19 protein-coding genes are annotated in these 21,222 nt (G+C 72.8%); 11 read left to right on the top strand and 8 right to left on the bottom strand.

The annotated features are described in order from the left end of the window. Window positions 1-52: 52 nt before the first annotated feature. Window positions 53-397, bottom strand: coding sequence for a YbaB/EbfC family nucleoid-associated protein (locus tag OG435_RS24850; protein WP_266879864.1), 345 nt, complete (start codon window positions 395-397; stop codon window positions 53-55). A 268-nt stretch (window positions 398-665) separates the two neighbouring features. On the opposite strand from OG435_RS24850, the gene OG435_RS24845 reads away from it, so the two are divergent. Next, window positions 666-1,391: an SLATT domain-containing protein gene (locus OG435_RS24845; protein ID WP_266879862.1), complete on the top strand. Its 726-nt coding sequence runs from the start codon at window positions 666-668 to the stop codon at window positions 1,389-1,391. 60 nt (window positions 1,392-1,451) lie between these two features. On the opposite strand, the gene OG435_RS24840 is transcribed toward OG435_RS24845, so the two are convergent. The 4 genes from OG435_RS24840 to OG435_RS24825 all read right to left on the bottom strand — a co-directional run bounded on the left by OG435_RS24840 (window position 1,452) and on the right by OG435_RS24825 (window position 7,128). Then, window positions 1,452-2,102 carry a hypothetical protein gene (locus tag OG435_RS24840; RefSeq protein ID WP_243330640.1) on the bottom strand — a complete coding sequence of 217 codons (651 nt, stop codon included), beginning with the start codon at window positions 2,100-2,102 and terminating at the stop codon, window positions 1,452-1,454. A gap of 120 nt (window positions 2,103-2,222) precedes the next feature. After that, window positions 2,223-4,790, bottom strand: a complete 2,568-nt coding sequence (locus OG435_RS24835; RefSeq protein ID WP_266879859.1) for a glycosyltransferase 87 family protein — start codon at window positions 4,788-4,790, stop codon at window positions 2,223-2,225. Continuing rightward, window positions 4,787-5,467 carry a GntR family transcriptional regulator gene (locus OG435_RS24830; RefSeq protein ID WP_266879857.1) on the bottom strand — a complete coding sequence of 227 codons (681 nt, stop codon included), beginning with the start codon at window positions 5,465-5,467 and terminating at the stop codon, window positions 4,787-4,789. Before OG435_RS24830 ends, OG435_RS24835 begins: the two co-directional genes overlap by 4 nt. 308 nt (window positions 5,468-5,775) lie before the next feature. Next, window positions 5,776-7,128, bottom strand: coding sequence for an aspartate aminotransferase family protein (locus OG435_RS24825; protein WP_266879855.1), 1,353 nt, complete (start codon window positions 7,126-7,128; stop codon window positions 5,776-5,778). A gap of 298 nt (window positions 7,129-7,426) precedes the next feature. On the opposite strand from OG435_RS24825, the gene OG435_RS24820 reads away from it, so the two are divergent. Together OG435_RS24820 and OG435_RS24815 are read left to right on the top strand one after the other, a co-directional pair. After that, window positions 7,427-8,116, top strand: a complete 690-nt coding sequence (locus OG435_RS24820) for a type 1 glutamine amidotransferase family protein (RefSeq protein ID WP_266882040.1) — start codon at window positions 7,427-7,429, stop codon at window positions 8,114-8,116. 181 nt (window positions 8,117-8,297) lie between these two features. Further along, window positions 8,298-8,777, top strand: a complete 480-nt coding sequence (locus OG435_RS24815) for a MarR family winged helix-turn-helix transcriptional regulator (RefSeq protein WP_266882038.1) — start codon at window positions 8,298-8,300, stop codon at window positions 8,775-8,777. 105 nt (window positions 8,778-8,882) lie between these two features. Here OG435_RS24815 and OG435_RS24810 read toward each other — a convergent pair whose 3' ends face one another. Further along, entirely contained in the window at window positions 8,883-9,305 is a 423-nt protein-coding gene (locus tag OG435_RS24810; protein WP_266879853.1) for a hypothetical protein, read from the bottom strand. A 357-nt stretch (window positions 9,306-9,662) separates the two neighbouring features. Between OG435_RS24810 and OG435_RS24805 the strand changes: the two genes are divergently transcribed. The 8 genes from OG435_RS24805 to OG435_RS24770 all read left to right on the top strand — a co-directional run bounded on the left by OG435_RS24805 (window position 9,663) and on the right by OG435_RS24770 (window position 18,618). After that, the gene (locus OG435_RS24805) at window positions 9,663-11,474 is read left to right on the top strand and encodes a serine/threonine-protein kinase (protein ID WP_266879852.1); all 1,812 of its coding nucleotides are present in this window, start codon (window positions 9,663-9,665) and stop codon (window positions 11,472-11,474) included. A 70-nt stretch (window positions 11,475-11,544) separates the two neighbouring features. Further along, entirely contained in the window at window positions 11,545-11,961 is a 417-nt protein-coding gene (locus tag OG435_RS24800; RefSeq protein ID WP_266879850.1) for a nuclear transport factor 2 family protein, read from the top strand. Window positions 11,962-12,142: 181 nt separating this feature from the next. Next, the gene (locus OG435_RS24795) at window positions 12,143-13,213 is read left to right on the top strand and encodes an alpha/beta hydrolase (protein ID WP_266879848.1); all 1,071 of its coding nucleotides are present in this window, start codon (window positions 12,143-12,145) and stop codon (window positions 13,211-13,213) included. Further along, on the top strand, window positions 13,200-14,507 hold the full coding sequence (locus OG435_RS24790; RefSeq protein ID WP_266879846.1) for an acyltransferase family protein: 1,308 nt from the start codon (window positions 13,200-13,202) through the stop codon (window positions 14,505-14,507). Before OG435_RS24795 ends, OG435_RS24790 begins: the two co-directional genes overlap by 14 nt. Window positions 14,508-14,517: 10 nt before the next feature. Continuing rightward, window positions 14,518-15,876, top strand: coding sequence for a sensor histidine kinase (locus OG435_RS24785; RefSeq protein WP_266879844.1), 1,359 nt, complete (start codon window positions 14,518-14,520; stop codon window positions 15,874-15,876). After that, window positions 15,873-16,547 (top strand): response regulator, encoded by a 675-nt coding sequence (locus tag OG435_RS24780; protein WP_266879842.1) that lies wholly within the window; start codon window positions 15,873-15,875, stop codon window positions 16,545-16,547. The genes OG435_RS24785 and OG435_RS24780 overlap by 4 nt, the downstream gene beginning before the upstream one ends. Window positions 16,548-16,636: 89 nt before the next feature. Beyond that, window positions 16,637-17,962 carry a sensor histidine kinase gene (locus OG435_RS24775; protein ID WP_266879840.1) on the top strand — a complete coding sequence of 442 codons (1,326 nt, stop codon included), beginning with the start codon at window positions 16,637-16,639 and terminating at the stop codon, window positions 17,960-17,962. Then, window positions 17,959-18,618: a response regulator gene (locus OG435_RS24770; RefSeq protein ID WP_266879838.1), complete on the top strand. Its 660-nt coding sequence runs from the start codon at window positions 17,959-17,961 to the stop codon at window positions 18,616-18,618. Before OG435_RS24775 ends, OG435_RS24770 begins: the two co-directional genes overlap by 4 nt. Before the next feature lie 70 nt (window positions 18,619-18,688). On the opposite strand, the gene OG435_RS24765 is transcribed toward OG435_RS24770, so the two are convergent. Together OG435_RS24765 and OG435_RS24760 are read right to left on the bottom strand one after the other, a co-directional pair. Continuing rightward, complete coding sequence (locus OG435_RS24765) at window positions 18,689-20,275, bottom strand: ABC transporter permease (RefSeq protein WP_266879837.1); 1,587 nt, start codon at window positions 20,273-20,275, stop codon at window positions 18,689-18,691. Then, window positions 20,272-21,186 (bottom strand): ABC transporter ATP-binding protein, encoded by a 915-nt coding sequence (locus OG435_RS24760; RefSeq protein WP_266879835.1) that lies wholly within the window; start codon window positions 21,184-21,186, stop codon window positions 20,272-20,274. Before OG435_RS24760 ends, OG435_RS24765 begins: the two co-directional genes overlap by 4 nt. Window positions 21,187-21,222: the final 36 nt, after the last annotated feature.

Genomic DNA, 21,222 nt, shown 5'->3' with positions numbered 1-21,222 from the left:
TCGGTACGGGAGGGATGCGGGGCCGGGCTCCGGGCCCGGCTCGGGAAGAGGACTAGAACGGCAGGCCGGGGATACCGCTGCCGCCGCCCAGCCCCTGCGCCAGCGGGCCCAGCTTCTGCTGCTGGAGCGCCTGCGCATTCTCGTGGGCCGCCTGGACCGCCGCGACCACCAGGTCCGCCAGCGTCTCGGTGTCCTCGGGGTCCACGGCCTTCGGGTCGATCACCAGCGCGCGCAGTTCACCGGAACCGGTGACGGTCGCCTTCACCAGGCCGCCGCCGGCCTGGCCCTCGACCTCGGTGCGCGCCAGCTCGTCCTGCGCCACGGCGAGGTCCTGCTGCATCTTCTGGGCCTGCTGGAGCAGCTGCTGCATGTCGGGCATGCCACCACCGGGAATCACAGGTCACTCACTCCGTAGCGTCGGGCCAAGCGCCGGCGGCTTGGTCAATCCGAGCCTACGTGCTCCCCGGGCGCCGCGCCCTACGCCGTGAGGACCAACTCTTTCGAGTGAGAGACGGGGCGTGCGCGTACCTGATGGTGCCCCCCTTGCGGGCGGAAAACCCGGGAATCGTCGCCCATCGCGTCTCATTCGAAGGTAGGAAGAGCATGCGCACCATTGCGCACACGCGCACCACCACACGTTCAGCGCAGGCAGAGGGAGTGCCCGGGTGAGTCAGCCGGAGATGCAGCCCGAGGGGCCACCCCGGGATCCCGCTGAGGACGGCGACCTTACCGGCCGGCCGTTCCCTCTCGGGGACTGGGGCGAGCCCGCCGAGCGGCTCGACGAGCTCTACCGACGGGTCGAGGCCGACGCGCTGCGCACCGCCGAGTGGTACCTGTCGGACCGGGCGTGGAAGCGCCGGGGGGCCCGGATCCTGCGGATCGGGGCCGCCGTCGGCGCGGTCACGGGCGCCGCGATGCCGCTGCTGGAGCTGACCGGATCGGTGCCGGGAGCCGCCTCGTACGGCTATCTCGCCCTGCTCCTGGGCGCGGCCTGCCTGGCCTGCGACCGGTTCTTCGGCCTGACCTCGGGCTGGATGCGGGACGTGGCGACGGCGCAGGCCGTGCAGCGGCGACTGCAGACCCTGCAGTTCGACTGGGCCACGGAGAACGTGCGCGAGATCCTCGGCCCGACCGAGGGCACCGCCAGCGAGGCCGCGGAGCGGTGTCTGACCGTGCTGCGGCGCTTCTCGGAGGACGTGACCGAGCTCGTGCGGTCCGAGACCGCGGAGTGGATGGTCGAGTTCAGTTCCGGCCCCGCCCCGCTGGTCATGCAGTCCCTGGGCGCGGGCGGATCCCGCTCGGACGCGTACGTCCCGCCAGCCCGCTTCCCGCTCCCCCCGGGCACCCGCCCGAACATGCCCCGCCAGAGACCGCCGGAGCAGCCGCGCTGAACGGGGCGGGGGCCGGCTCCGCCGTGCGGAACCGGCCCCGTCCCGTCCGTACGGACCGCGTCAGCTGAAGATGATCATCGAGCCCTGGCCGAGGCTCCGGGTCGCCGCCGCGTGCAGGCCCAGCCATACGTGCCGCTCCCGGGCGAAAGGGCTGTCGTCGTACGGGATCGGCCCGGCCGGCTCCTCCAGCGACGTCGGCCGCCCCGGGGGCGCCGGCGCCAGCGGCGGGTTCAGGGGGTCTATCCCGATCGCGGGAGCCACCAGCGCCAGCTCGCGCAGCAGGCCCTGCGCGGACCCCAGCGGCCCGCCTCCGGCCAGCAGCTCCTCGTTGGCCAGCGGGTACGCGAAGTCCACGGGGACGTAGGCCCCCGCGTGGTCGTAGTGCCACACCAGGTGGGACTGCTGGGCCGTGGGCTCGAACATCTCCAGCAGTTGCTCGTAGTCCCCGCCCAGCTCGTCCACCGGCGTCACCGGCAGCCCGCAGATCTGGAGCAGGTACGCACGCCGCAGGAAGTGCAGGGCGTCGTAGTCGAAACCGGCCACCGGGGCGACGTCCCCGGAAAGCCCCGGCATGTACGCGAACACCGGCACGGACGGCAGTCCGGCCTCGCCCAGCGCCTTGTCGTACGAGGCGATCTCTTCCGCGAAGGGATTGTCGGGGCTGTGGCACAGCACGTCGACAAGGGGGACCAGCCACAGGTCACAGGCCACTCGGCCTCCGATCAGTCGTTGCCGCCGATCGGGCCAGCGTAGTGCGCCGGACACGCTCAGCGAAGGGGTGAGCAGAACCTTGAAAGGCTGATCTGGCGCGAACCCGCGCCGGATCCGCGCCTACGGCTCCCCCGGGCCGACCCTCCAGACCCACACGTCGCGCACCTTCTCCGGGTCCCGGCCCAGCAGCCCGGTGATCAGGTTCCGCAGCTCGGTGTCCCGGTCCTGGAAGGGCAGGACGACCGCGCCGGCCTTCCAGTACTCCAGGTCCTGGCGGGCCTGCAGCCGCCAGGAGTCGGTGACCTCGGGCGGCTGCCCGCCGTAGCGGACGTCGCGCAGGAGGTTCGAGAGGTGCCGCGGTGTGGCCCCGTAGATGCCGATCCGGTCGGGGCCCCACGGGCCGTTGAAGTAACCGCCGGCCAGCCGGAAGCCGAAGTCCGCCTCCACCTGCCAGTGCAGCGCGTCCGCCTGGCCCGGGTCCGGCAGCGGTACCGGAACGAGTGCCTCCCCGTCCTTGACGTAGCCCTTCCAGTCCCCGGAGGTGATGAAGGCGGGGACCGGCGCCCGGTCCCGAACGGTCAGCGGCAGCGGCAGGACCGGGATCAGCGCGGCCGCCGCCCCCAGCAGGCCCAGCGTCCGCATCTCCCGCGCGGGCAGCCGCAGGATCCGGTCGAGCGCCAGGGCGAGCAGGATGCCGAGGACGGGCGCGCACACCATCGCCACGCGCCCCTCGATCACCGACTCGAAGAGCGGCAGCTTGATCATCAGGCGCCAGGGGCCCGGCAGAACGATCTCGGTGCGGGGTACGGGCACCCACGGCCCGAGGGACAGCAGGAGCGCGCCGAGGCCCGTGAGCGCGAGGGCCCGTACCGCCCTGCTCCGCCACAGCCACACGCACACGACGGCGCCGAAGGCGAGCAGGGGCCAGCCGTAGAAGGCGTTCTGCTCGGTGGTGTTCAGGGAGAGCTTGCCGGCCGTCTCGGGGTCGCCGAAGAGGGAGCGGGAGGCGTACTCGATCAGGGCGCGCGGGCTGTTCCCGGCGTTGTCCCCGTGCAGGACCGAGTGATAGCTCTGCGGGCCGAAGAACTGCCAGTACAGCGGTACGGCCACCAGCGGCAGGCACACCCCGAGCGCGATGACCAGACCGGCGCCCAGCGGCCGCGCGGCCGCGCGGGCACGGCGGGGGGCCACGAGGAGGTAGGCAAGGCAGAAGACCAGCATCCCGAGCGCGGCGATGAGCAGCGGCTCCTCGCCGATGAAGATCTGGTACGCCGCGAAGATCCCGAGCAGTACCCCGTCACGGGTCACGTTCCTGCCTTCGCACAGGCGCAGGGCCCGGTCGATGATCAGCGGGATCATGAAGAGGACGACGAAGTTCGGGTGGCCGTTGGCGTGCGAGACCATCGGCGGCGCGAAGGCGGCGAGCGCCCCGCCCGCGGCGGCGGCCCAGCGGCCGCGCACGAAGCGGCGGCGGATCAGCCAGTACCAGGTCCAGGCGCTGGCGGCCATGCCGAGCGTGAGGACCAGCGCGAAGGTGACGGTCTCGCCGAAGAGCAGCGTGACCGGGATCAGCGGGATGTTCAGGCCGAGCATCGTGGCGTTGGCCATGAGGTTCACGCCGTCGGGCATGCCCTGGGAGAGGGTGAAGAGCGGGTTGCGGAGGTGGGTGATGTTGTCGGTGGTGACGCCGACGAACCACTCCCACTGGTTCTGGTCCTGGAGCGCGTCCGCGAGATAGGCGCCGTCGAGGTCCCGCCACAGGCCCTGGAAGACGTAGAGGGAGAGCGCGAGGAAGGCGAAGGCGACGGCGAGGCCGCCGGCGTTGAGGCGCAGCAGCTCACCGAGGTCCCGGCGGCGGTCGGGGCGCGGGGCCTTGGCCAGGGCCGGGGTGCGCGGGGCGGCGGCGGGTCGGCGGGCCGGGAGCTCGACCTCCGCCACCCGCCAGCCCTGGCGGCGGACCCAGCGCAGGACCTCGGCGTCGATGGCCGGTCCGTCGAGGGTGGAAGCGCCGAAGGCGGCGCGGGCGCGGTCGCCGTCGAAGAGGGCGAAGGCGCAGGTGTCGGCGCGGAAGCCCGGTATGCCGGGGATGCCGAGGGTGCGGACCAGGCGGCCGCGGGAACGGCCGAGGACCACGGCGGGGGGTGTGTCTTCGTCCGCGCCCGGCTCCAGGACCTCCTCGAGGCGGGCCAGCTCGTCGAGCGGGGTGCTGAGCGCGGCATCGGTGAGCAGCACCCGGTCGCCGGTGGAGGCGAGGACGCCGACGCGGAGGGCTGCGCCCTTGCCGCTGGTGCCGCCGGCGCTGGTGGTGTCGCCGTCGCTGCTGGTGCCATCGGCGCTGTTGGTGTCGCTCAGGTGGATCAGCCGGATCCGGGGGTCCGCGGCGCCGTCCGTGAGGTCGGCGGCGTCCGTGACGTGGGCGGCGTCGGTGAGGTCGGCGCCGTCGGTGAGGTCGGCGCCGTCGGTGAGGTCGGCGCCGTCGGTGAGGTCGGCGCCGTCGGTGACCACGATGACTTCCCAGGCGCCGGGACCCGTGCCGCGATGGGCGTCAAGGTGCTCGCGCAGCGCGGTGAGCGTTTCTTCCGGAACGGGCGCCGGGATGACGACGGACAGCCCGACGGTGCCGAGCCAGCGCGTACCGGCGGCGGCCCGGGTCGCCCGGTCGCCGCTCACGGCGCTCTCCCCGCTCACGCGCCCGCCGCCTTCAGGCCCGCGGCCCAGTCGAGACCGTGCTGGTTGTACGCGTGCACGAGGCGTCGTACCTCCTCGGCGTCCGCGCGGGTGACCGCGTCCATCAGTTCGTTGTGGCCGGACCACAGCTCGGAGCGCAGGTCCGGATCCGCTTTCAGATAGGGCACGGAGAACACCCAGCACTGCACCCGGATCCGGTGCAGGAACTCGGAGATGTAGATGTTGCCGACAAGCCCGCTCAGTTCCCTCCAGAAGCGCAGGTCGTAGCCGACCAGCACGTCGAGCGAGCCGTTCAGCGCCGCCCGCCGGGCCTCCTCCGCCCGGCGGCGCACCGAGACGAGCCGTTCCCCGGTGCCGGGGGCGGTGCCGCGTTCCACGAGCCTGCGGAAGATGCCTTCCACGATCAACGTACGAGCCTCGATCATGCCCCGGAAATCGTCCACGGTGAAGACTCGGACGCGGAAGCCGCGGTGCTGGACGGAGTCGAGCAGGCCCTGCGCGGAGAGGTCGACGAGGGCCTCGCGGACGGGGGTCGCGGAGACCTCGTACTGCTCGGCGATCTGTTTGACGGTGAATTCGCTCCCGGCCGCCAGGCGTCCCGCGAGCACCTCGTCACGCAGCGCGTCCGCGATCTGCTGGCGAAGTGTGTTGCGGGTGACAGCGCCGCTGCCTGGCATAGGGGTCCGTCTCCATCTGTGGGCTTCGGACACCTTAGGCCAGGCAGGACGGCTGAAACCGATCGGTTTGTGGCCGCTATATGGATTTAGCGCCCGTTATCCGGACGGCCCGCATCTTTCTTCTTGATCATTCGACCCTGCGCGGGGCCCGCTCGGGGCACCCCGCGCAGGGTCGAATGGGCTGCTCGGAGCCTGTTCCGCGCCTCTTTGCGGCCGCTACGGGACTCACCCCCGGCCTCGGTCCCGGGGTCGTCCATCAGTCTCTGCGCAACCCGGTGAAGCCCGGTCGGGCGTCGATGCGGCCTCCGTCAGGCCGAAACATGCCGGTCGGCGACGGTCAGCGCGTCGTCCAGCAGGGCGAGGCCCTCCTTCGCGTCCGCTTCCGTGATGTTGCACGGAGGGACGACGTGGGTGCGGTTCATATTGACGAACGGCCACAGCCCGGACGCCTTGCAGGCCGCGGCGAACTCGGCCATCGGCGCGTTGTCGGCGCCCGCGGCGTTGTAGGGGACGAGCGGCTCGCGCGTCTCCTTGTTCCGTACGAGTTCCAGGGCCCAGAAGGTGCCCAGACCCCGCACCTCCCCGATCGAGGGGTGACGCTCCGCGAGCTCGGCGAGGGCCGGGCCGATCACGTTCTCGCCGAGGTGGGCGGAGTGCTCGACGATGCCCTCCTCCTCCATCGCGTCCATCGTCGCGACGGCGGCGGCGCAGGCGAGGGGGTGACCGGAGTAGGTCAGCCCGCCCGGGTAGGGGCGCGTGGCGAAGGTCTCGGCGATCGCGCCGGAGATCGCGACGCCGCCGAGCGGGACGTAGCCGCTGTTGACGCCCTTGGCGAAGGTGATCAGGTCGGGGGTGACGTCGAAGTGCTCGGCGGCGAACCACGTGCCGGTCCGGCCGAACCCCGACATGACCTCGTCCAGGATGAAGACGATGCCGTAGCGGTCGCAGAGCTCGCGCACGCCGGCCAGGTAACCGGGGGGCGGGGTCATGATCCCGGCGGTGCCGGGGACCGACTCGAGGATGATCGCGGCGATCGTCGCCGGGCCTTCGAAGGCGATGGTGTCGGCGAGGTGGGTGAGGGCGCGCTCGCACTCCTCGGCCTCGGTGGTGGCGTGGAAGGGCGAGCGGTAGAGGAACGGCCCCCAGAAGTGCACGACGCCCGCGGCGGCCGTGTCGGAGGGCCAGCGGCGCGGGTCGCCGGTCAGGTTGATCGCGGCGGCGGTGGCGCCGTGGTACGAGCGGTAGGTGGACATCACCTTCTGGCGGCCCGTGTGCAGACGGGCCATCCGGACGGCGTTCTCCACGGCTTCGGCGCCGCCGTTGGTGAAGAAGATCTTGTCGAGGTCGCCGGGGGTCCGCTGTGCGATGAGGCGTGCGGCCTCGGAGCGGACGTCGACGGCGAAACCGGGGGCCAGGGTGCAGAGCGTGGCCGCCTGCTCCTGGATGGCGGCGACGACCTTGGGGTGCTGATGGCCGATGTTGGTGTTGACCAGCTGGGAGGCGAAGTCGATGTAGCGCTTGCCGTCGTAGTCCCAGAAGTGCGACCCCTCGGCTTTGGCCACGGCGAGCGGGTCGATCAGGGCCTGGGCGGACCAGGAGTGGAAGACGTGAGCGCGGTCGGCGGCCTTGACGGTGGCGCCCGTGGTGACGTGAGGGGTCATGCCCGCAACCGTAGAAGTGCGCAGGTGGGGAGGGATATCGGCGCTGTGTATGCGGGTGGGGGGCGGGTCTCGGCAATCTGTCTGGGGAGGGATTGACAGCAAGCTGTCATAATGTCAGCATACTGTCATAGCGAACGTGACCGGAGGGGCCCGGGTGACCGGGTCCGAGTCCGGACCAGCAGGCAGACGCACGGCAGCAGGCAGAAGCACGGCAGCAGCGGCGAAGGCGACACTGGAGGCGAGCACGATGAGCGAGACCCGTACGAACACGCAGGCGCAGACTCAGGCGCGGACGGAGATGGGGGCCGGGACGGACGCGGGGATCCCCACGGTCCACGTGGCGGTGTACGACACCTACGCCGACTGGGAGACGGGCCACACCACCGCGCACCTGACGCAGCACGGCTACGAGGTCCGCACGGTCGGCGTCACCGCCGGACGGCCCGTCACCACGATGGGCGGCCTCCGCATCCAGCCCGACCTGGCCCTGGCGGACCTGCGCCCCGAGGAGTCCGCACTGCTCATCCTGACCGGCGCCGGGCTGTGGGACGCGGGCGACGAGCTGGCTCCCTTCGCGGCGAAGGCCGAGGAGTTCCTCGCGGCGGGCGTTCCGGTCGCCGCGATCTGCGGAGCCACGGCCGGCCTGGCCCGCGCCGGAGTCCTGGACGGACGTACGCACACCAGCGCGGCCCCCTTCTACCTCGGCGGCCAGCCGGGCTACGCCGGCGCCGAGCGCTACGTCGAGGCCGACGCGGTCACCGACGGCGACCTGATCACGGCGGGCCCCACGGAACCGGTGGCCTTCGCCCGCGAGGTCTTCGCCCGCCTGGGGGTGTACGAGCCGCACGTGCTCGACGCCTGGTACCGCCTGTTCCACGACTCGGACGCGAGCGCGTACCCGGTCCTGATGGCGGCGGAAGCGGGAGCGGGAACAGAGGCGGAAGCAGGAGCAGAGGCAGAAGCAGGAGCGGAACCGAGCCATGCGTGACGAGCCCCCGGCCCGCTCCGGCGCGGATGCCGCGACCGCCCCTTCCTCTGGCCCCCCGCCCGGCGATGCCGCGGCGGCTCACACCGAGGCCGAAGCTCCCGCCGGGGGCACAGCCCGGGACGCGGCGGCCCGCGATACCGCACCCCCCGCGGGCACAGCTCCGGCGGCGCGCGGCCGGGGCCTGCGGGACGGTTCCCCGCGCAACCGGCAGGACCTGTTGAGCCGCACCGCCCTCGGTGTGTTCCGGCTCAACGGCCAGTTCCTCTCCGTATCGGAGGAGCTGGCCCGCCCGGCGGGACTGACCGCGGCCTGGTGGCAGGTGCTCGGGGCCGTACTGCGCGAGCCGCTGCCCGTCGCCGGCATCGCCCGGGACATGGGCATCACCCGGCAGAGCGTGCAGCGCATCGCCGATCTGCTGGCCGCCAAGGGCCTCGCGGAGTACGTCCCGAACCCGGCCCACCGCCGAGCGAAGCTGCTGCGTCCCACGGAGGCCGGCCGCGCCGCGGTGGCCAGGATCGGCCCGGGCCACGCGACCCTCGCCACCCGGCTCGCGGAGGCCCTGGGCGAGGAGGGCTTCGCCGAAACGGTCCGCGTCCTGGAACGCCTGTCGGCCGCCCTGGACACCCTGCCGGCCCTCCCGCCCGATCCCCCGGCCGCCTAGGCCGGGAGCAGTCCCGGCGGGGCGATGGCCGGTGAGGTGCCTGGCGCGCTCCCAGCGCAGTCAGCCCAGTCTGCGCAGGCAGCGCAGTCAGCGCAGTCAGCGCAGTCAGCGCACGAAGTTCGTGACTGTGCCGTGGTTGTCGGGAGCGGTCAGGCCCCAGAGGATCAGTCCCACGACGATGGCCAGCAGGATCAGCCCCGGCACGTTCTCGGGCCCCCAATCGACGGGCCGCCGAAGCAGCGGGCCGGGTGTGGCGTCGTCGCGTGCGGCGACCGAGTCGGCTCGCTGCCAGCGCGCGACAGCTGCCTCACCCCGGGCGATCCGCGCGGCCACGTGGCGTACGTCGGCCGCGTGGTAGGTCGGCTCGCGGGTCAGGTCCGGGGAGGGCGCGGCCGAGGTACGTACGCTGTTGGCCCGCGCCACGGCCGTGATGCTGATCGGCCTGATCTGCGGCCAGATCTCCTGGACTTCGGCCTTCGTCAGCCAGCCTTCCCCGTCCTCATGGTCCTGCTCGTCCGCCGCCCCCATGCGAATTACCCCCTCGCTCGCCGATCGCCCTTGGCGTGATACCCAGACCGCCGAAAGATCACCCGGCCGGGCAGTGGCCTCTCCCCTCCCCCGCGGCAGCCCACCACGGTGCCAAGGCGCCCGCGCCTTGTCCGGTGCACCGCCCCGGGCGGCGCCCCGCGGCGCAGGCCGCCGTCGGTGCGGGATCCCGGCGCGTCCCGCCCGCACGCCTGGTGGAATCTCCGGATCGGATCCGTCCCGAAACCCCGGCGGCCCGGCCCCGCGGCCGGCCTGCGCCAACGCCACCCCCACAACCGGCATCGCGCCCGGCCGCACTATTGTCGGGCTCCGGCGAGTCCCAGGGGGAGGGCACCTGTCATGGAACAACTGCACTCGCGCGACGCGGAGCACATCGGTCCGTACCGCCTGCTCGCCCGCCTCGGCACCGGCGGCATGGGCCAGGTCTACCTCGGCCGCGCCGAGGACCACGCCCCGGGCACCGGCACCTCCACGGGAGCCCGAACCGGAACCGGCACCGGAGCCCCCACCGGCCAGGCCACCCGGACCCGTACCGCCGCCGTGAAGCTGATCCACCCCCACCTCGCCGCCCACCCCGACTTCCGTACCCGGTTCCGCCGCGAAGCGGACGCCGCCCGTCTCGTCGGCGGGGACTGGACCGTCGCCGTCCTCGACGCCGACCCCGACGCGGAGATCCCCTGGCTGGCCACCGCCTACATCGCCGGGCCGAGCCTGCGCCAAGCCGTCGGCCGCGACTTCGGCCCGCTGCCGGCCGGCTCCGTACGGGCCCTGGGCGAGGGGCTCTCGTACGCCCTCCGGGACATCCACCGCGCCGGCCTCGTCCACCGGGACCTGAAGCCCGGGAACATCCTGCTCACCGCCGACGGCCCCCGCGTCATCGACTTCGGCATCGCCCGGGCCCTGGGAGCCACCGCCGATCCCGCCCTCACGCAGACCGGCGAACTCCTCGGTTCCCCCGGCTTCCTCGCCCCCGAGCAGATCACCGGCACTCCCGTCACCGCCGCCTGCGACGTGTTCGGCCTCGGCGCGGTGCTCGCCTACGCCGCCACCGGCCGGCTGCCCTTCGGGGACCCGGAGCAGCCCGGAGGCATCGCCGCACTCCTGATGCGCGTCACCGAAGCGGAACCCGAGCTGGCCGGCGTACCGGCCGAACTGCGTGACCTCGTACGCGACTGCCTGCGCAAGGACCCGGCCGCCCGGCCCGCTCCCGCCGAGCTGCTCGAACGGCTCGCCCCGGACCGGAGCACCGCCAAGGACCCCTCGGGGGCCTGGCTGCCCGCGCCGCTCGTCGCGCGGCTCGGGCAGCACGCCATAGCCCTGCTGGACCGGGTGGACTCGGGCCCGTACCGCGCCGAGCCCGTGACCCTGCCCGCCCAGCGCACGGGGGCGGAACCGGGCCCGGCCTCGCACGTACCTGTACCCGCACCCGTACCTGTCCCCATACCTGTACCCGTACCGACGCTCAGTCCCGTGCCCGGGACGGGGTCCGGCTACGCCTATGGCCAGGGGTACGGACAGGGCTTCGGCCAGGGCTCCGGTCCCTTCCCCGGTTCCGAGCCCACCGCCCGTGCCCGCTCCCGGGTGGCACCCGCCGCCTCCACGGCTCTGCTGGTCGCCGTCGCCGTGGTCGTCGCCGTGGCTGCGGGCGCCACGGTGTACACCGTCATGAACGGCTCCGGTGACGGTTCGACCGGCATCGCCTCCGGGACCTCCCCGTCCGGTTCCTCCGGCCCGCGGGGCACCGCGGACGCGAGCACCCCGGGCACGGACGCCGGCACGGGCCCCGGCACGGGCAGCGGCACCACTCCGTCCCCTTCCGTCACTCCGGCCACACTCCCGGAGGCCTACGCCGGCAGCTGGCGGGCCGTCAACGGCGCTCAGAGCTGGCAGCTCACCCTCAGCCCCGGCACGACCGGCTCCACCGTCATGTCCCTGACCCTCCAGGCCCCCGGACTGAGCTGCGCCTGGACCGCACCGCTGCGCTCCGCCACCACCGCCGATGTCGGGCTCGACCCCTCCACGGTGATCTCCGGCACGCCGCCCTCGTGTTCGCCGGGCGGCCGGAGCACGCTGCGGCTGCTCCCGGACGGAAACCTGGTGCGGGAGCTCGACGGCAGCACGGCCGCTCCGCTCACGTACCGGAGACGCTAATTATTTCGATGTCAATAAGCCTGCAAGCAAAGCTTGTTGCATTCCACGGTCCCCCCGCACACTGCGGCACATGGAGCCGTTGAAGGTAGTGGCACAACTGTGGGAGCGGATCGAGGCACGCGACTGGGACGGAGTGGCTCTGCTGATCGCCGAGGACGCGGTGATCGAGTGGCCCGTGAGCAGCGAACGCATCGTCGGTCGCGACAACTTCATCGCCGTCATCAGCGATGACGACTACGCGGACGAGAGATCCGTCGAGGTGCTCCGGATCCTCGCGGACGGCGATCTCGTCGTGACCGAGGTGGAGATACCTCAGGACCACGTCGTCTACCGCGCCGTCTCCCTGTGGACCGTACGGGACGGCCGGATCGCCGGCGCGCGCGAGTACTGGACCAGCCCCGGCCAGGACCCGGCCCCGCGCTGGCGTGCCGGCTTCGTCGAACCGCTCGTGGAGCCGCTCACCGAATCCCTGACGGCGGCCGACTGAACCCGCGCCCGCCGTACCCAACTGCCCCTGTTCGACCCCTGAGTAGCCCCTGTCATACCTGAGAGCTACCTGGGAAGTGGGCTCTCCAGTGGGACGCCGACGAGGGCTCCCGATTCCTAACTTCGTGACCAGAGAACAACGCACCACCGCCCCTCTGGCACGAGCGAAGGAACGGACCCTCATGAGCCGCCGACCCACCGCACGTACCGACGGCCGCACCGGCGGCCGTCTGCGCCGCACGCTGCTGGCCGGACTCGTCGCCGCGGCCGTGGTGTTCCCCGTCTCCGCCGCCGCTTCGCCGGACGTGCCCGCGCCGGCCCCCGCCGTCCTCGGCGAGGGCGCCGCCCTCCCCGACCGGTACGCCGCCAACCTCGCCAACCTCGACGAGGCGGCCCGTTCGGCCGAGGACGCCGGCCGCGGCGGCCGCGCGGCGAAGCTCAGGGCCATGGAGGCGGGCGGCAGCGCCCGCTTCCTCGTCTTCGACGGGCGCGGCAAGGGCCGGGCGATAGAGGCGTTCGGCGATCTGGAGACCGCCGACCGGGTCGCGGTCCTGGTCCCCGGGTCGGACACGACCCTGGACACCTACCAGAGGTTCCGTGCCGGAGCCGTCGCCCTTCAGCAGCGCCTCCGGGACGAGCACCCCCGCTCCGCCGTGGTCGCCTGGCTCGGGTACGACACCCCCGGCACGGTCAGCCCGACCGTCCTGACCACCGGCCGCGCCGACGACGCCGCCGCCGAGCTGGGGGCCTTCCTGCCCCGTCTGGCCCGGCTGGCCGCGCCGGAGGCCCACCTCTCGCTGCTCTGCCACTCCTACGGCTCCGTCGTCTGCGCCCGTACCGGGAGCGGCTCCGAAGTCACCGACATGGCGCTGTTCGGCAGTCCGGGCACGGGCGCCGGTTCCGCCGCACAGCTGCCGACCCGGGCCCGGGTCTGGGCCGGGCGGGGCGACGCCGACTGGATCTCCGGCGTCCCGCACCTGCGCGTCCTCGGGGTCGGCTTCGGCACCGATCCCGTGGACCCGGCCTTCGGAGCCCTGCCCTTCGCGGCGGGCTCCGGCGGCCACAGCGACTACCTCAAGCCGGGCACCGCGTCCCTGAACAGCCTGGCCGGGATCGTGCTCGGCGACTCCCCGGCGGCGCAGCCCGGCGCGGGGCCCGTCTCCGCCTCCGCCTCCCCCTCCGGCTCTTCCGTCACCGCGCTTCCCGCCCCGTCCGCCGTCGCCGCCCCGGAGGTCTCCCATGCGCGTGCGTGAACCGCTCGCCCGCTGGTCCGCTCTCGCGGACCGCATCGACGCCGGAACTCCCGCCCACCGGGACCGGGCCGTGGACGCCCTCCGGGCCTTCGCCATCCTCGGCGTGGTGCTGGGCCACTGGCTGGTCACCGGCCTCACCAGCACCGACGGCGGACTCGGCACCACCAGCCCGCTGGCCCACATGAGCGCGCTCGCGCCGGTCTCCTGGGTGTTCCAGACCCTGGCCGTCTTCTTCCTGGTCGGCGGCCACGTCGCCGCCCAGGGGTACGAGTCGGCGCGCGGCCGCGGAGTCCCGTATAGGCAGTGGGTCGGGCAGCGCCTCGGCAGGCTGTTCCGGCCGGTCGCGGCCGTACTGGTCCTCTGGAGCCTCGCGTCCGGTGGCATGCTGCTCGGCGGTGTCGGGACGGACACCGTGCGGACCCTGCTCAAGCTCGTCCTGTCCCCCCTGTGGTTCCTCCTCGTCTTCGCCGCACTCACTGCAGCGACCCCGCTGGTCGCCCGGTTGAGCCCGCTGTGGCCGCTGGCCGTGGTGGCCTCGGTCGACGTCTGGCGCTTCGGGTTCGGCGGGCCCGCATGGGTCGGCTGGGTCAATGTGGCCGCCGGCTGGCTGGTGCCCTACACCCTGGGCGCCGCCTGGTCCCGGGGCGCCTTCGCCCGGCGCACCCCGGCCGCCCTGCTGCTGGGCGGCGGGATCGCCGCCACGGCCGCATTGATCCTCTGGGGCGGGTACCCCGCTTCGATGGTCGGCGTCCCCGGAGCGACGATCTCGAACCTGAACCCGCCGACGCTGGCCGCCGTCGCGTTCGGCCTGGCACAGTGTGGGCTGGCGCTGCTGCTGCGGGAGCCGCTGGCCCGGGTGATGAGCCGGCCTCGGGCCTGGGCCAAGGTGGCGCTGGTGAATCTGTCCGCCATGACGATCTTCCTGTGGCACCAGACCGCGATGATGGCCGTCACTGCCCTGGGGCTGCTGTTCTCCACCGAGCTGCCCGGCCTGCACACCGTGCCCGACTCCGCGCGGTGGATAGCCGTCCGGCTGCTCTGGCTGCCCGTGTTCGCGGCCGCGCTGGCGGTCTGCTGGGCCGCCTTCCACACCTACGAGCAGGCCGGCGGCCGCCCCCGGGCCCGGGGGCGGCCGGGATCCTCCGGGACGCCGGTCACCCGCTCGCGGATCGTCGCCTCCTCCACCCCCACCCGGGGGAACACCTCCCCCACTGCCCGCAACGCCCCAACTCCGGCCTGGGAGAGCACAGTCACCGGCCCGGCGGCCACCGCCAAGGAGACCCTCCGTGCCTAGGCTGGACGACGTGAACGATCAGAGTGAGCCCCCGAGCCCGACCCCGGCGACAGCGCCGACCGCGGCCCCGGCCAGGGCTTCGGCCGTGCTGGGGAGCGTGGCCCGGGGCCTGCTGAACCTGAAGGCCGATCCCCTCCCGAGGATCTCGAAGCCGCGCTGGCTGGCCTGGCTCCCTCACATCGTGCTGCTCTATCTGGCGGTGGCCTTCTTCGTCCTGACCACGGAGCAGCTCGGCAACCACTACCGGGTCCACGGCTCCGTCAGGCAGTTGCTGGCGATCCTGGTCGGCGGGTCCATCGTCATCGCCCTACGGTGGCCGATGGCCGGGTACTGGCTCGGCCTGACCGCGGCGGGACTGAGCGCCGCGCGGATCCACGACCACGTGGGCCAGGGCCAGAGCTGGCCGTGGATGCCCGCGGGGATATTCGCCTTCGCCCCGGTGCTGCTGCTGGTGGCCCTGCGGGTGCCGCCCCGGGTGACCGTCGGGGCGGTGACCCTCGTCGTCGCCTGCACCGGCCTGGCCGAAGGCTTCCTGAAACCCGAGCACAGCGGTACCAGCGCCCCGGGGGCCATCCTCCTGTTCGCCTTCACCGGCCTCCTCGGCTACGCCCTGCGCGCCACCCGACTGGCCCGCACGAAGCTCGTCGAGCAGGAGACCCTCACCGAGGAGGAGCGCGCCCGGCGCACCCTGCTGGAGGAGCGCAGCCGGATCGCCCGTGAGCTGCACGACGTCGTCGCGCACCACATGTCGGTGATCTCCATCCAGGCGCAAGTGGCCCCTTACCTCGTGGAGAACCCGTCGGAGGAGCTCAAGGAGAATCTGGCCGGGATCCGCGCCAATGCCGTGGAGGCGCTGACGGAGCTGCGCCGCGTCCTGGGGGTGCTGCGTTCGGAGCAGCCGGACGAGGCCGCCGATCTGCACCATCCGCAGCCCACGCTGGCCGAGTTGGACGGCCTCGTGGACAACGTGCGGGGGGCCGGGCTGGAGGTCACCGTGGAGATCGCGGGCATCCGCCGGCCGCTGTCGCCCGGCGTGGAGCTGACGGCGTACCGGATCGTGCAGGAGGCGCTGAGCAACTGTCTGCGGCACGCACCGGGTTCCCAGGTGGAGGTCGGCATCGCCTACGGGCCCCGCGATGTGCACCTGTGCGTCGCCAACACGGCTCCCGCCCGTCCGGCACCGCCGACCATGGGAGCGGGGCACGGGCTGCTGGGGATGCGGGAGCGAGCGGGCATGCTGGGGGGTGAGCTGGCCGCCGGCCCCCGCCCCGACGGGGGGTACGAGGTGAGCGCCGTGCTCCCGATGGATCCCGTGTCCCCGGGCGGCACGACCGCACCCGGCCCCGAGACGAAGAAGAAGGACTCATGACTGCTGCCCCGATCAAGGTGATGATCGCCGACGACCAGATGATGGTCCGGCAGGGCTTCACCGTGCTCCTCGACGCCCAGCCCGACATCGAGGTCGTCGGGCAGGCCGTCGACGGCGCCGAGGCCGTGGCCAAGGTCGGGGAGCTGTCCCCGGACGTGGTCCTGATGGACATCCGGATGCCCGGGATGGGCGGCATCGAGGCCACCTCCCTGATCACCGGCACCCCGGGCTCCACGGTGAAGGTGCTGGTGCTGACCACCTTCGACCTCGACGAGTACGTGTACGAGGCGCTGCGCGCCGGCGCCTCGGGCTTCCTCCTCAAGGACGCCTCGGCGGATCAGCTGGCCGAGGCTGTCCGTGTGATCGCCGCCGGGGAGGCGCTCCTCGCGCCGAACATCACCAAGCGGCTGATCACCGAGTTCTCCCGGATGGGGGCTCCGCGGGCGCCTTCGAAGGCACGGATCGACGAGCTGACGGAGCGGGAGACGGAGGTCCTGTCGCTGGTCGCCCAGGGCATGTCGAACGCGGAGATCGCCGGGCACCTGATCCTGGCCGAGCAGACGGTCAAGACGCACGTGGGCCGGATCCTGGTGAAGCTGGGCCTGCGGGACCGCACCCAGGCCGCGGTGTTCGCGTACGAGACGGGCCTGATCCGTCCGACGGGCTACTGAAGCACCCCGGGTAGTACTTGAGGGGGACCCCGGGAAATCCCCTTCAGCGGCGACGCGGACCAGGCCAGGGCCCACCTACCGTGGGGAGCATGACCGAGACGACCCACGGGGCGACCCCCCGGACACCCGAGCTCCGGCTGGCCTCCGGCCTCGCTCAGAGCCTGCGCCAGGCTCTGATCACCGACGCCTTCGCCTACCGGCCCCTGCGTCCGATGCACACGGACGGTCCGCTGACCCGTCGGCTCCCGTCACGGATACGGGCGGAGGCCGCGCACCTGCCGCATGCGGTCATCTGCACGGTGGCGTTCTTCATCGTGGTCTTCGCCACCGTCACGAGCGGTCTGCCCCAGGCCGTCTCGCTGGTGATGGGACTGCTGGCGGGTCTCCCCGTGGTGCTGACCCTGGTCCGGCCGGTGGCGGCGTTCTGGGCGGCCATGGCGGTCACTCTGCTCTTCTCCCTCCCCAATCAATGGGATCCCAACTGGCCCTGGATCCCGGTCACGTTCGCTTCGTACCTGGCGACGGTGACCCTGGTGGCCATACGCACCAGCCCTCGGACCGCCGGCTGGATGTGGCTGCTGACGGTGCTGCTCGGCAGCTCGATATCCATCGTGCTCGGCCGGGGCCAGACCCTCAACGTCGGCCCGATGGCCTTCGCCTCGGCGATCGCCCTGCTGGCGGTGAGCATCCGCACCATCCGCAAGCAGGCGGAGCAGGAGGTCACCGCCCAGCAGGAGGTCACCGCCGTCGAGCGGGACCGGCGGACCCTGCTGGAGGAGCGGACCACGATCGCGCGGGAGCTCCATGACGTGGTCGCCCACCACATGTCGGTGGTGGCCATCCAGGCGGAGGCCGCGCCCTACCGGGTGAAGAACCCGCCGCCGGAGCTGGAGGCCGCGTTCGTCACCATCCGGGAGAACGCGGTGGCGGCCCTGACCGAGCTGCGCCGGGTCCTGGGCGTCGTCCGCTCCGCCGACTACGAGGCACCGGACGCTCCGCAGCCGACGCTGGCCTCGCTGGACGGGCTGTTGGCCAATGTGCGGGAGGCCGGACTGAGCGTGGACAAGACGGTGACGGGCGCGGTGCGCGAACTGCCGCCGGGTGTGGAGCTGTCGGCCTACCGGATCATCCAGGAGGCCCTGAGCAACACCCTGCGGCACGCCCCGGGCGCCGCGGCCGGGGTCGAGGTCTCCTACGTGCTGGGCGGACTGGGCCTGCGCATCGTCAACGAGCCCGGCACCGGGGACGTGCGGCCCTCGCCGGGGGCCGGGCAGGGAGTCACCGGGATGCGGGAGCGGGTGGCCATGCTGGAAGGGGAGATGACCGCCGGGGAGCTGGCCTCCGGAGGGTTCGAGGTGGCCGTGTTCATACCCGTGGCCGGCACCCGACCGGACCCGGCGAAGGACCCGGCATGACGATCCGAGTGCTCATCGTCGACGACCAGATGATGGTCCGTGAGGGCTTCTCCGTCCTGCTGAACGCGATGGACGGCATCGAAGTGGCCGGGGAGGCGGTGAACGGCCGGGAGGCCATCGCCCAGGTGGCGGCGCTGAAGCCGGATGTGGTGCTGATGGACATCCGGATGCCGGAGATGAACGGCCTGGAGGCCACACGGGAGATCGTGGCCGCCGACACGGACGCGAAGGTGCTGGTCCTGACGACCTTCGACCTCGACGAGTACGTGTACCAGGCACTGCGGGCCGGCGCGTCCGGGTTCCTCCTCAAGGACGCCTCCGCCCGCCAACTGGCCGATGGCGTGAGGGTGGTGGCCGCCGGGGAGGCGCTGCTGGCGCCCTCCGTGACCAAGCGGCTGATCACGGAGTTCTCGAAGTTGTCGGAGACCCGGACACAGGTGGGCACGGCGGCGGTCACGGAGCTGACGGAGCGGGAGACCGAGGTACTGGTGCTGATCGCACAGGGGCTGTCCAACGCGGAGATAGCGGATCGGCTGATCATCGCCGAGTCCACCATCAAGACGCACGTGAGCCGGATCCTGGTCAAGCTGGGACTGCGGGACCGCACACAGGCGGCGGTGTTCGCGTACGAGACCCGGCTGGTGACCCCCTCTTAGGCCGCTCCGAAAAGTTGTCCACAGCTGTGGACAACTTTTCGGACGGGCGTGGATCAAGGAATTCCGGGGCTCAGGCCGCCAGGTCCCGGCGGCGCAGGGCGGTCAGGGCAGCGGCCAGGAGAGCCGCCGCCAGCGCGGTCAGCGTGAACAGAGGAGCCCAGGTCAGAGCCTCGGAACCGGGGATCCGGGGCAGGTGGGCGAAGGGGGACAGGTCGAGGACCGCCCGGGGGAGGTTCAGGGCGGGGCCGATCCAGCCGAGGGCCAGCGCAGCCCCGGCCACCGCCCAGCCGGCCTGCGCATAGCCGGGGGCCACGCCGTACAGGAGGGCCGTGACGGCCCCGATCACCCACACCGCGGGCAGCTGCGCCAGGGCGCCCCCGACGGTCTGCGCGAGACCCGCGCCATGGCCGAGGCCCAGGCCGAGCCCGCCGAGCAGCAGGATCAGCGCCGAGCCGCCGAAGGCGACGGCCAGATGGCCGGCGGCCCAGCGCAGGCGACCGACCGAGTGCGCCAGGACGGGCTCCGCGCGCTGCCCCGACTCCTCGGCGCCCAGGCGCAGTACCGCCGACACGATGAAGAGGGCGGCCACCAGTCCCAGCATCCCGGCCATCGTCGCCAGGAAGGCGTCGGTGAGTCCCGCCGGACCGCCCGCGCCGCCCATCCGTTCGATGATCTCCCGGGTCTTCGCGTTGTCGCCGACCAGCTCGGTGGCTCCGTCCGCCATCCCCCCGAACACCGCGCCGGCCGCCAGGAATCCGAGGCTCCAGCCGAGCAGCCCGCCCCGCTGCAGCCGCCACGCCAGCGCGCCCGCGCTGCCGAGCCGCCCCTCGGCCGGGCCCGGTCGGGCCGCCAGGAAGCTCATACCGAGGTCGCGGCGGCCGGCCAGCGCGTAGGCCCCGGCCGTCTGGACCGCGAAGGCCACCGCGAACAGGGCGAGCACCCACCAGCGTTCGGCCGCGAAGGCCCGTAGGTGCTCCTGCCAGCCCAGCGGTGAGATCCAGGTCAGCGCCGACGCACCGTCCGCGGAGCCCGCGTCTCCCGCGGCGCGCAGGACGAAGGCCGCCCCGAGGAGCGCACCGGCGAGCCCCTTGGCCGGCCGTGCGCTCTCGGTGAGCTGCGCCGTGACGGCGGCCGCCGACGCGAACAGCATCCCGGTGGCGCCGATCCCGAGCCCGAGGGCGAGCGCTCCGCCCGCGCCCCGTCCCGCGAGCCCGGCCGTGACGAGGAGGGCGACCAGGGTGTTGGCGGCGAGGGCCTCCAGCAGGGCCGCCGTCAGCGGGGCCCGGCGTCCCACCATCGCCGCCGACAAGAGCTCCTGACGGCCCGTCTCCTCCTCCTCGCGGGTGTGCCGGATCACGATGATCAGGCTCATGACCCCGGCGAGCAGCCCGGCGAAGACCCCGCCGCGCCAGGCGGTGAGCGCGCCGATCGAATCGCCGAAGGCGGGGCCGTAGAGGGCGCGGAGCGAACCGTTCGCGCTCATGGTGGAGAGGAGGCGGGCCCGTTCGCCGGGCGTCGCGTACACCGATTCGAGGGAGGCGGGCAGGCTGAGCACCAGGGCGGTCACGGCCAGGACCCAGACCGGCATTATGAGGCGGTCGCGCCGCAGGGCCAGGCGCAGCAGGGCTCCGGTACCGGCCAGTTGACGGTGCTTCATCGCGGTGCCCCCGTCTCCTCGGCGCGGGCGTAGTGCCGCAGGAAGAGCTCTTCGAGGGTCGGCGGGGTCGCGGTCAGGGACCGCACGCCCGAGGCGGCCAGCGACCGCACTACGGCGTCCAGCTTGTCCGTGTCGGCCTGGAGCCGGACCTTCGGGCCCCGCACCTCCACGTCGTGGACGCCCGGCAGGTGCGCGAGTCCGTCGGGCGGTCCGGCGAGTTCGGCGCTGATCGACGTCCGGGTCAGGTGGCGTAGTTCGGCGAGGCTGCCGCTCTCGACCGTACGGCCCTTGCGGATGATGCTGACCCGGTCGCAGAGGGTCTCGACCTCGCTGAGGATGTGCGAGCTGAGCAGGATGGTGCGGCCGGCGGCCCGCGCCTCGCCGACGCAGCTCCGGAACACCTCCTCCATCAGCGGGTCGAGGCCGGAGGTGGGCTCGTCGAGGATGAGGAGTTCGACGTCGGCGGCGAAGGCGGCGACGAGGGCGACCTTCTGCCGGTTGCCCTTGGAGTACGTGCGCCCCTTCTTGGTCGGGTCGAGTTCGAACCGCTCGATCAGCTCGGCCCGGCGCGCCCGGTCGAGGCCGGCACGGCCGCCGCGCAGGCGCCCGTAGAGGTCGATGACCTCGCCGCCCGAGAGGTTGCGCCAGAGGGTGACATCGCCGGGGACGTAGGCGACGCGGCGGTGCAGTGCGACGGCATCGGCCCACGGATCACCACCGAGCAGTGCGACGGCGCCGGAGTCGGCGCGGAGCAGACCGAGCAGGACCCGTATCGCGGTGGACTTGCCGGCGCCGTTGGGGCCGAGGAATCCGTGCACCTCGCCCGTGGCGACCGCGAGGTCGAGACCGTCCAGTGCGTGGGTGCGACCGAACGCCTTGTGGAGTCCGGCGGCGCTGATTGCCTTCGTCATGGTTCCGAACGTACGCTTCTTTCACAATTTTGTGAA

The sequence above is a fragment of the Streptomyces sp. NBC_01264 genome, assembly GCF_026340675.1.
In the GTDB taxonomy this organism is placed as follows: Bacteria; Actinomycetota; Actinomycetes; order Streptomycetales; family Streptomycetaceae; genus Streptomyces.
The sequence above is the reverse complement of the archived record's forward strand: the minus strand, read 5'-3'. Positions and strand labels throughout refer to the sequence as shown.

Coding starts and splice junctions, on each gene's coding strand:
- OG435_RS24830 (WP_266879857.1), bottom strand. CDS start 5,467: ATGCCAGGCAGCGGCGCTGTCACCCGCAACACACTTCGCCAGCAGATC.
- OG435_RS24825 (WP_266879855.1), bottom strand. CDS start 7,128: ATGACCCCTCACGTCACCACGGGCGCCACCGTCAAGGCCGCCGACCGC.
- OG435_RS24820 (WP_266882040.1), top strand. CDS start 7,427: ATGGGGGCCGGGACGGACGCGGGGATCCCCACGGTCCACGTGGCGGTG.
- OG435_RS24810 (WP_266879853.1), bottom strand. CDS start 9,305: ATGGGGGCGGCGGACGAGCAGGACCATGAGGACGGGGAAGGCTGGCTG.
- OG435_RS24805 (WP_266879852.1), top strand. CDS start 9,663: ATGGAACAACTGCACTCGCGCGACGCGGAGCACATCGGTCCGTACCGC.
- OG435_RS24800 (WP_266879850.1), top strand. CDS start 11,545: ATGGAGCCGTTGAAGGTAGTGGCACAACTGTGGGAGCGGATCGAGGCA.
- OG435_RS24795 (WP_266879848.1), top strand. CDS start 12,143: ATGAGCCGCCGACCCACCGCACGTACCGACGGCCGCACCGGCGGCCGT.
- OG435_RS24790 (WP_266879846.1), top strand. CDS start 13,200: ATGCGCGTGCGTGAACCGCTCGCCCGCTGGTCCGCTCTCGCGGACCGC.
- OG435_RS24780 (WP_266879842.1), top strand. CDS start 15,873: ATGACTGCTGCCCCGATCAAGGTGATGATCGCCGACGACCAGATGATG.
- OG435_RS24775 (WP_266879840.1), top strand. CDS start 16,637: ATGACCGAGACGACCCACGGGGCGACCCCCCGGACACCCGAGCTCCGG.
- OG435_RS24770 (WP_266879838.1), top strand. CDS start 17,959: ATGACGATCCGAGTGCTCATCGTCGACGACCAGATGATGGTCCGTGAG.
- OG435_RS24765 (WP_266879837.1), bottom strand. CDS start 20,275: ATGAAGCACCGTCAACTGGCCGGTACCGGAGCCCTGCTGCGCCTGGCC.
- OG435_RS24760 (WP_266879835.1), bottom strand. CDS start 21,186: ATGACGAAGGCAATCAGCGCCGCCGGACTCCACAAGGCGTTCGGTCGC.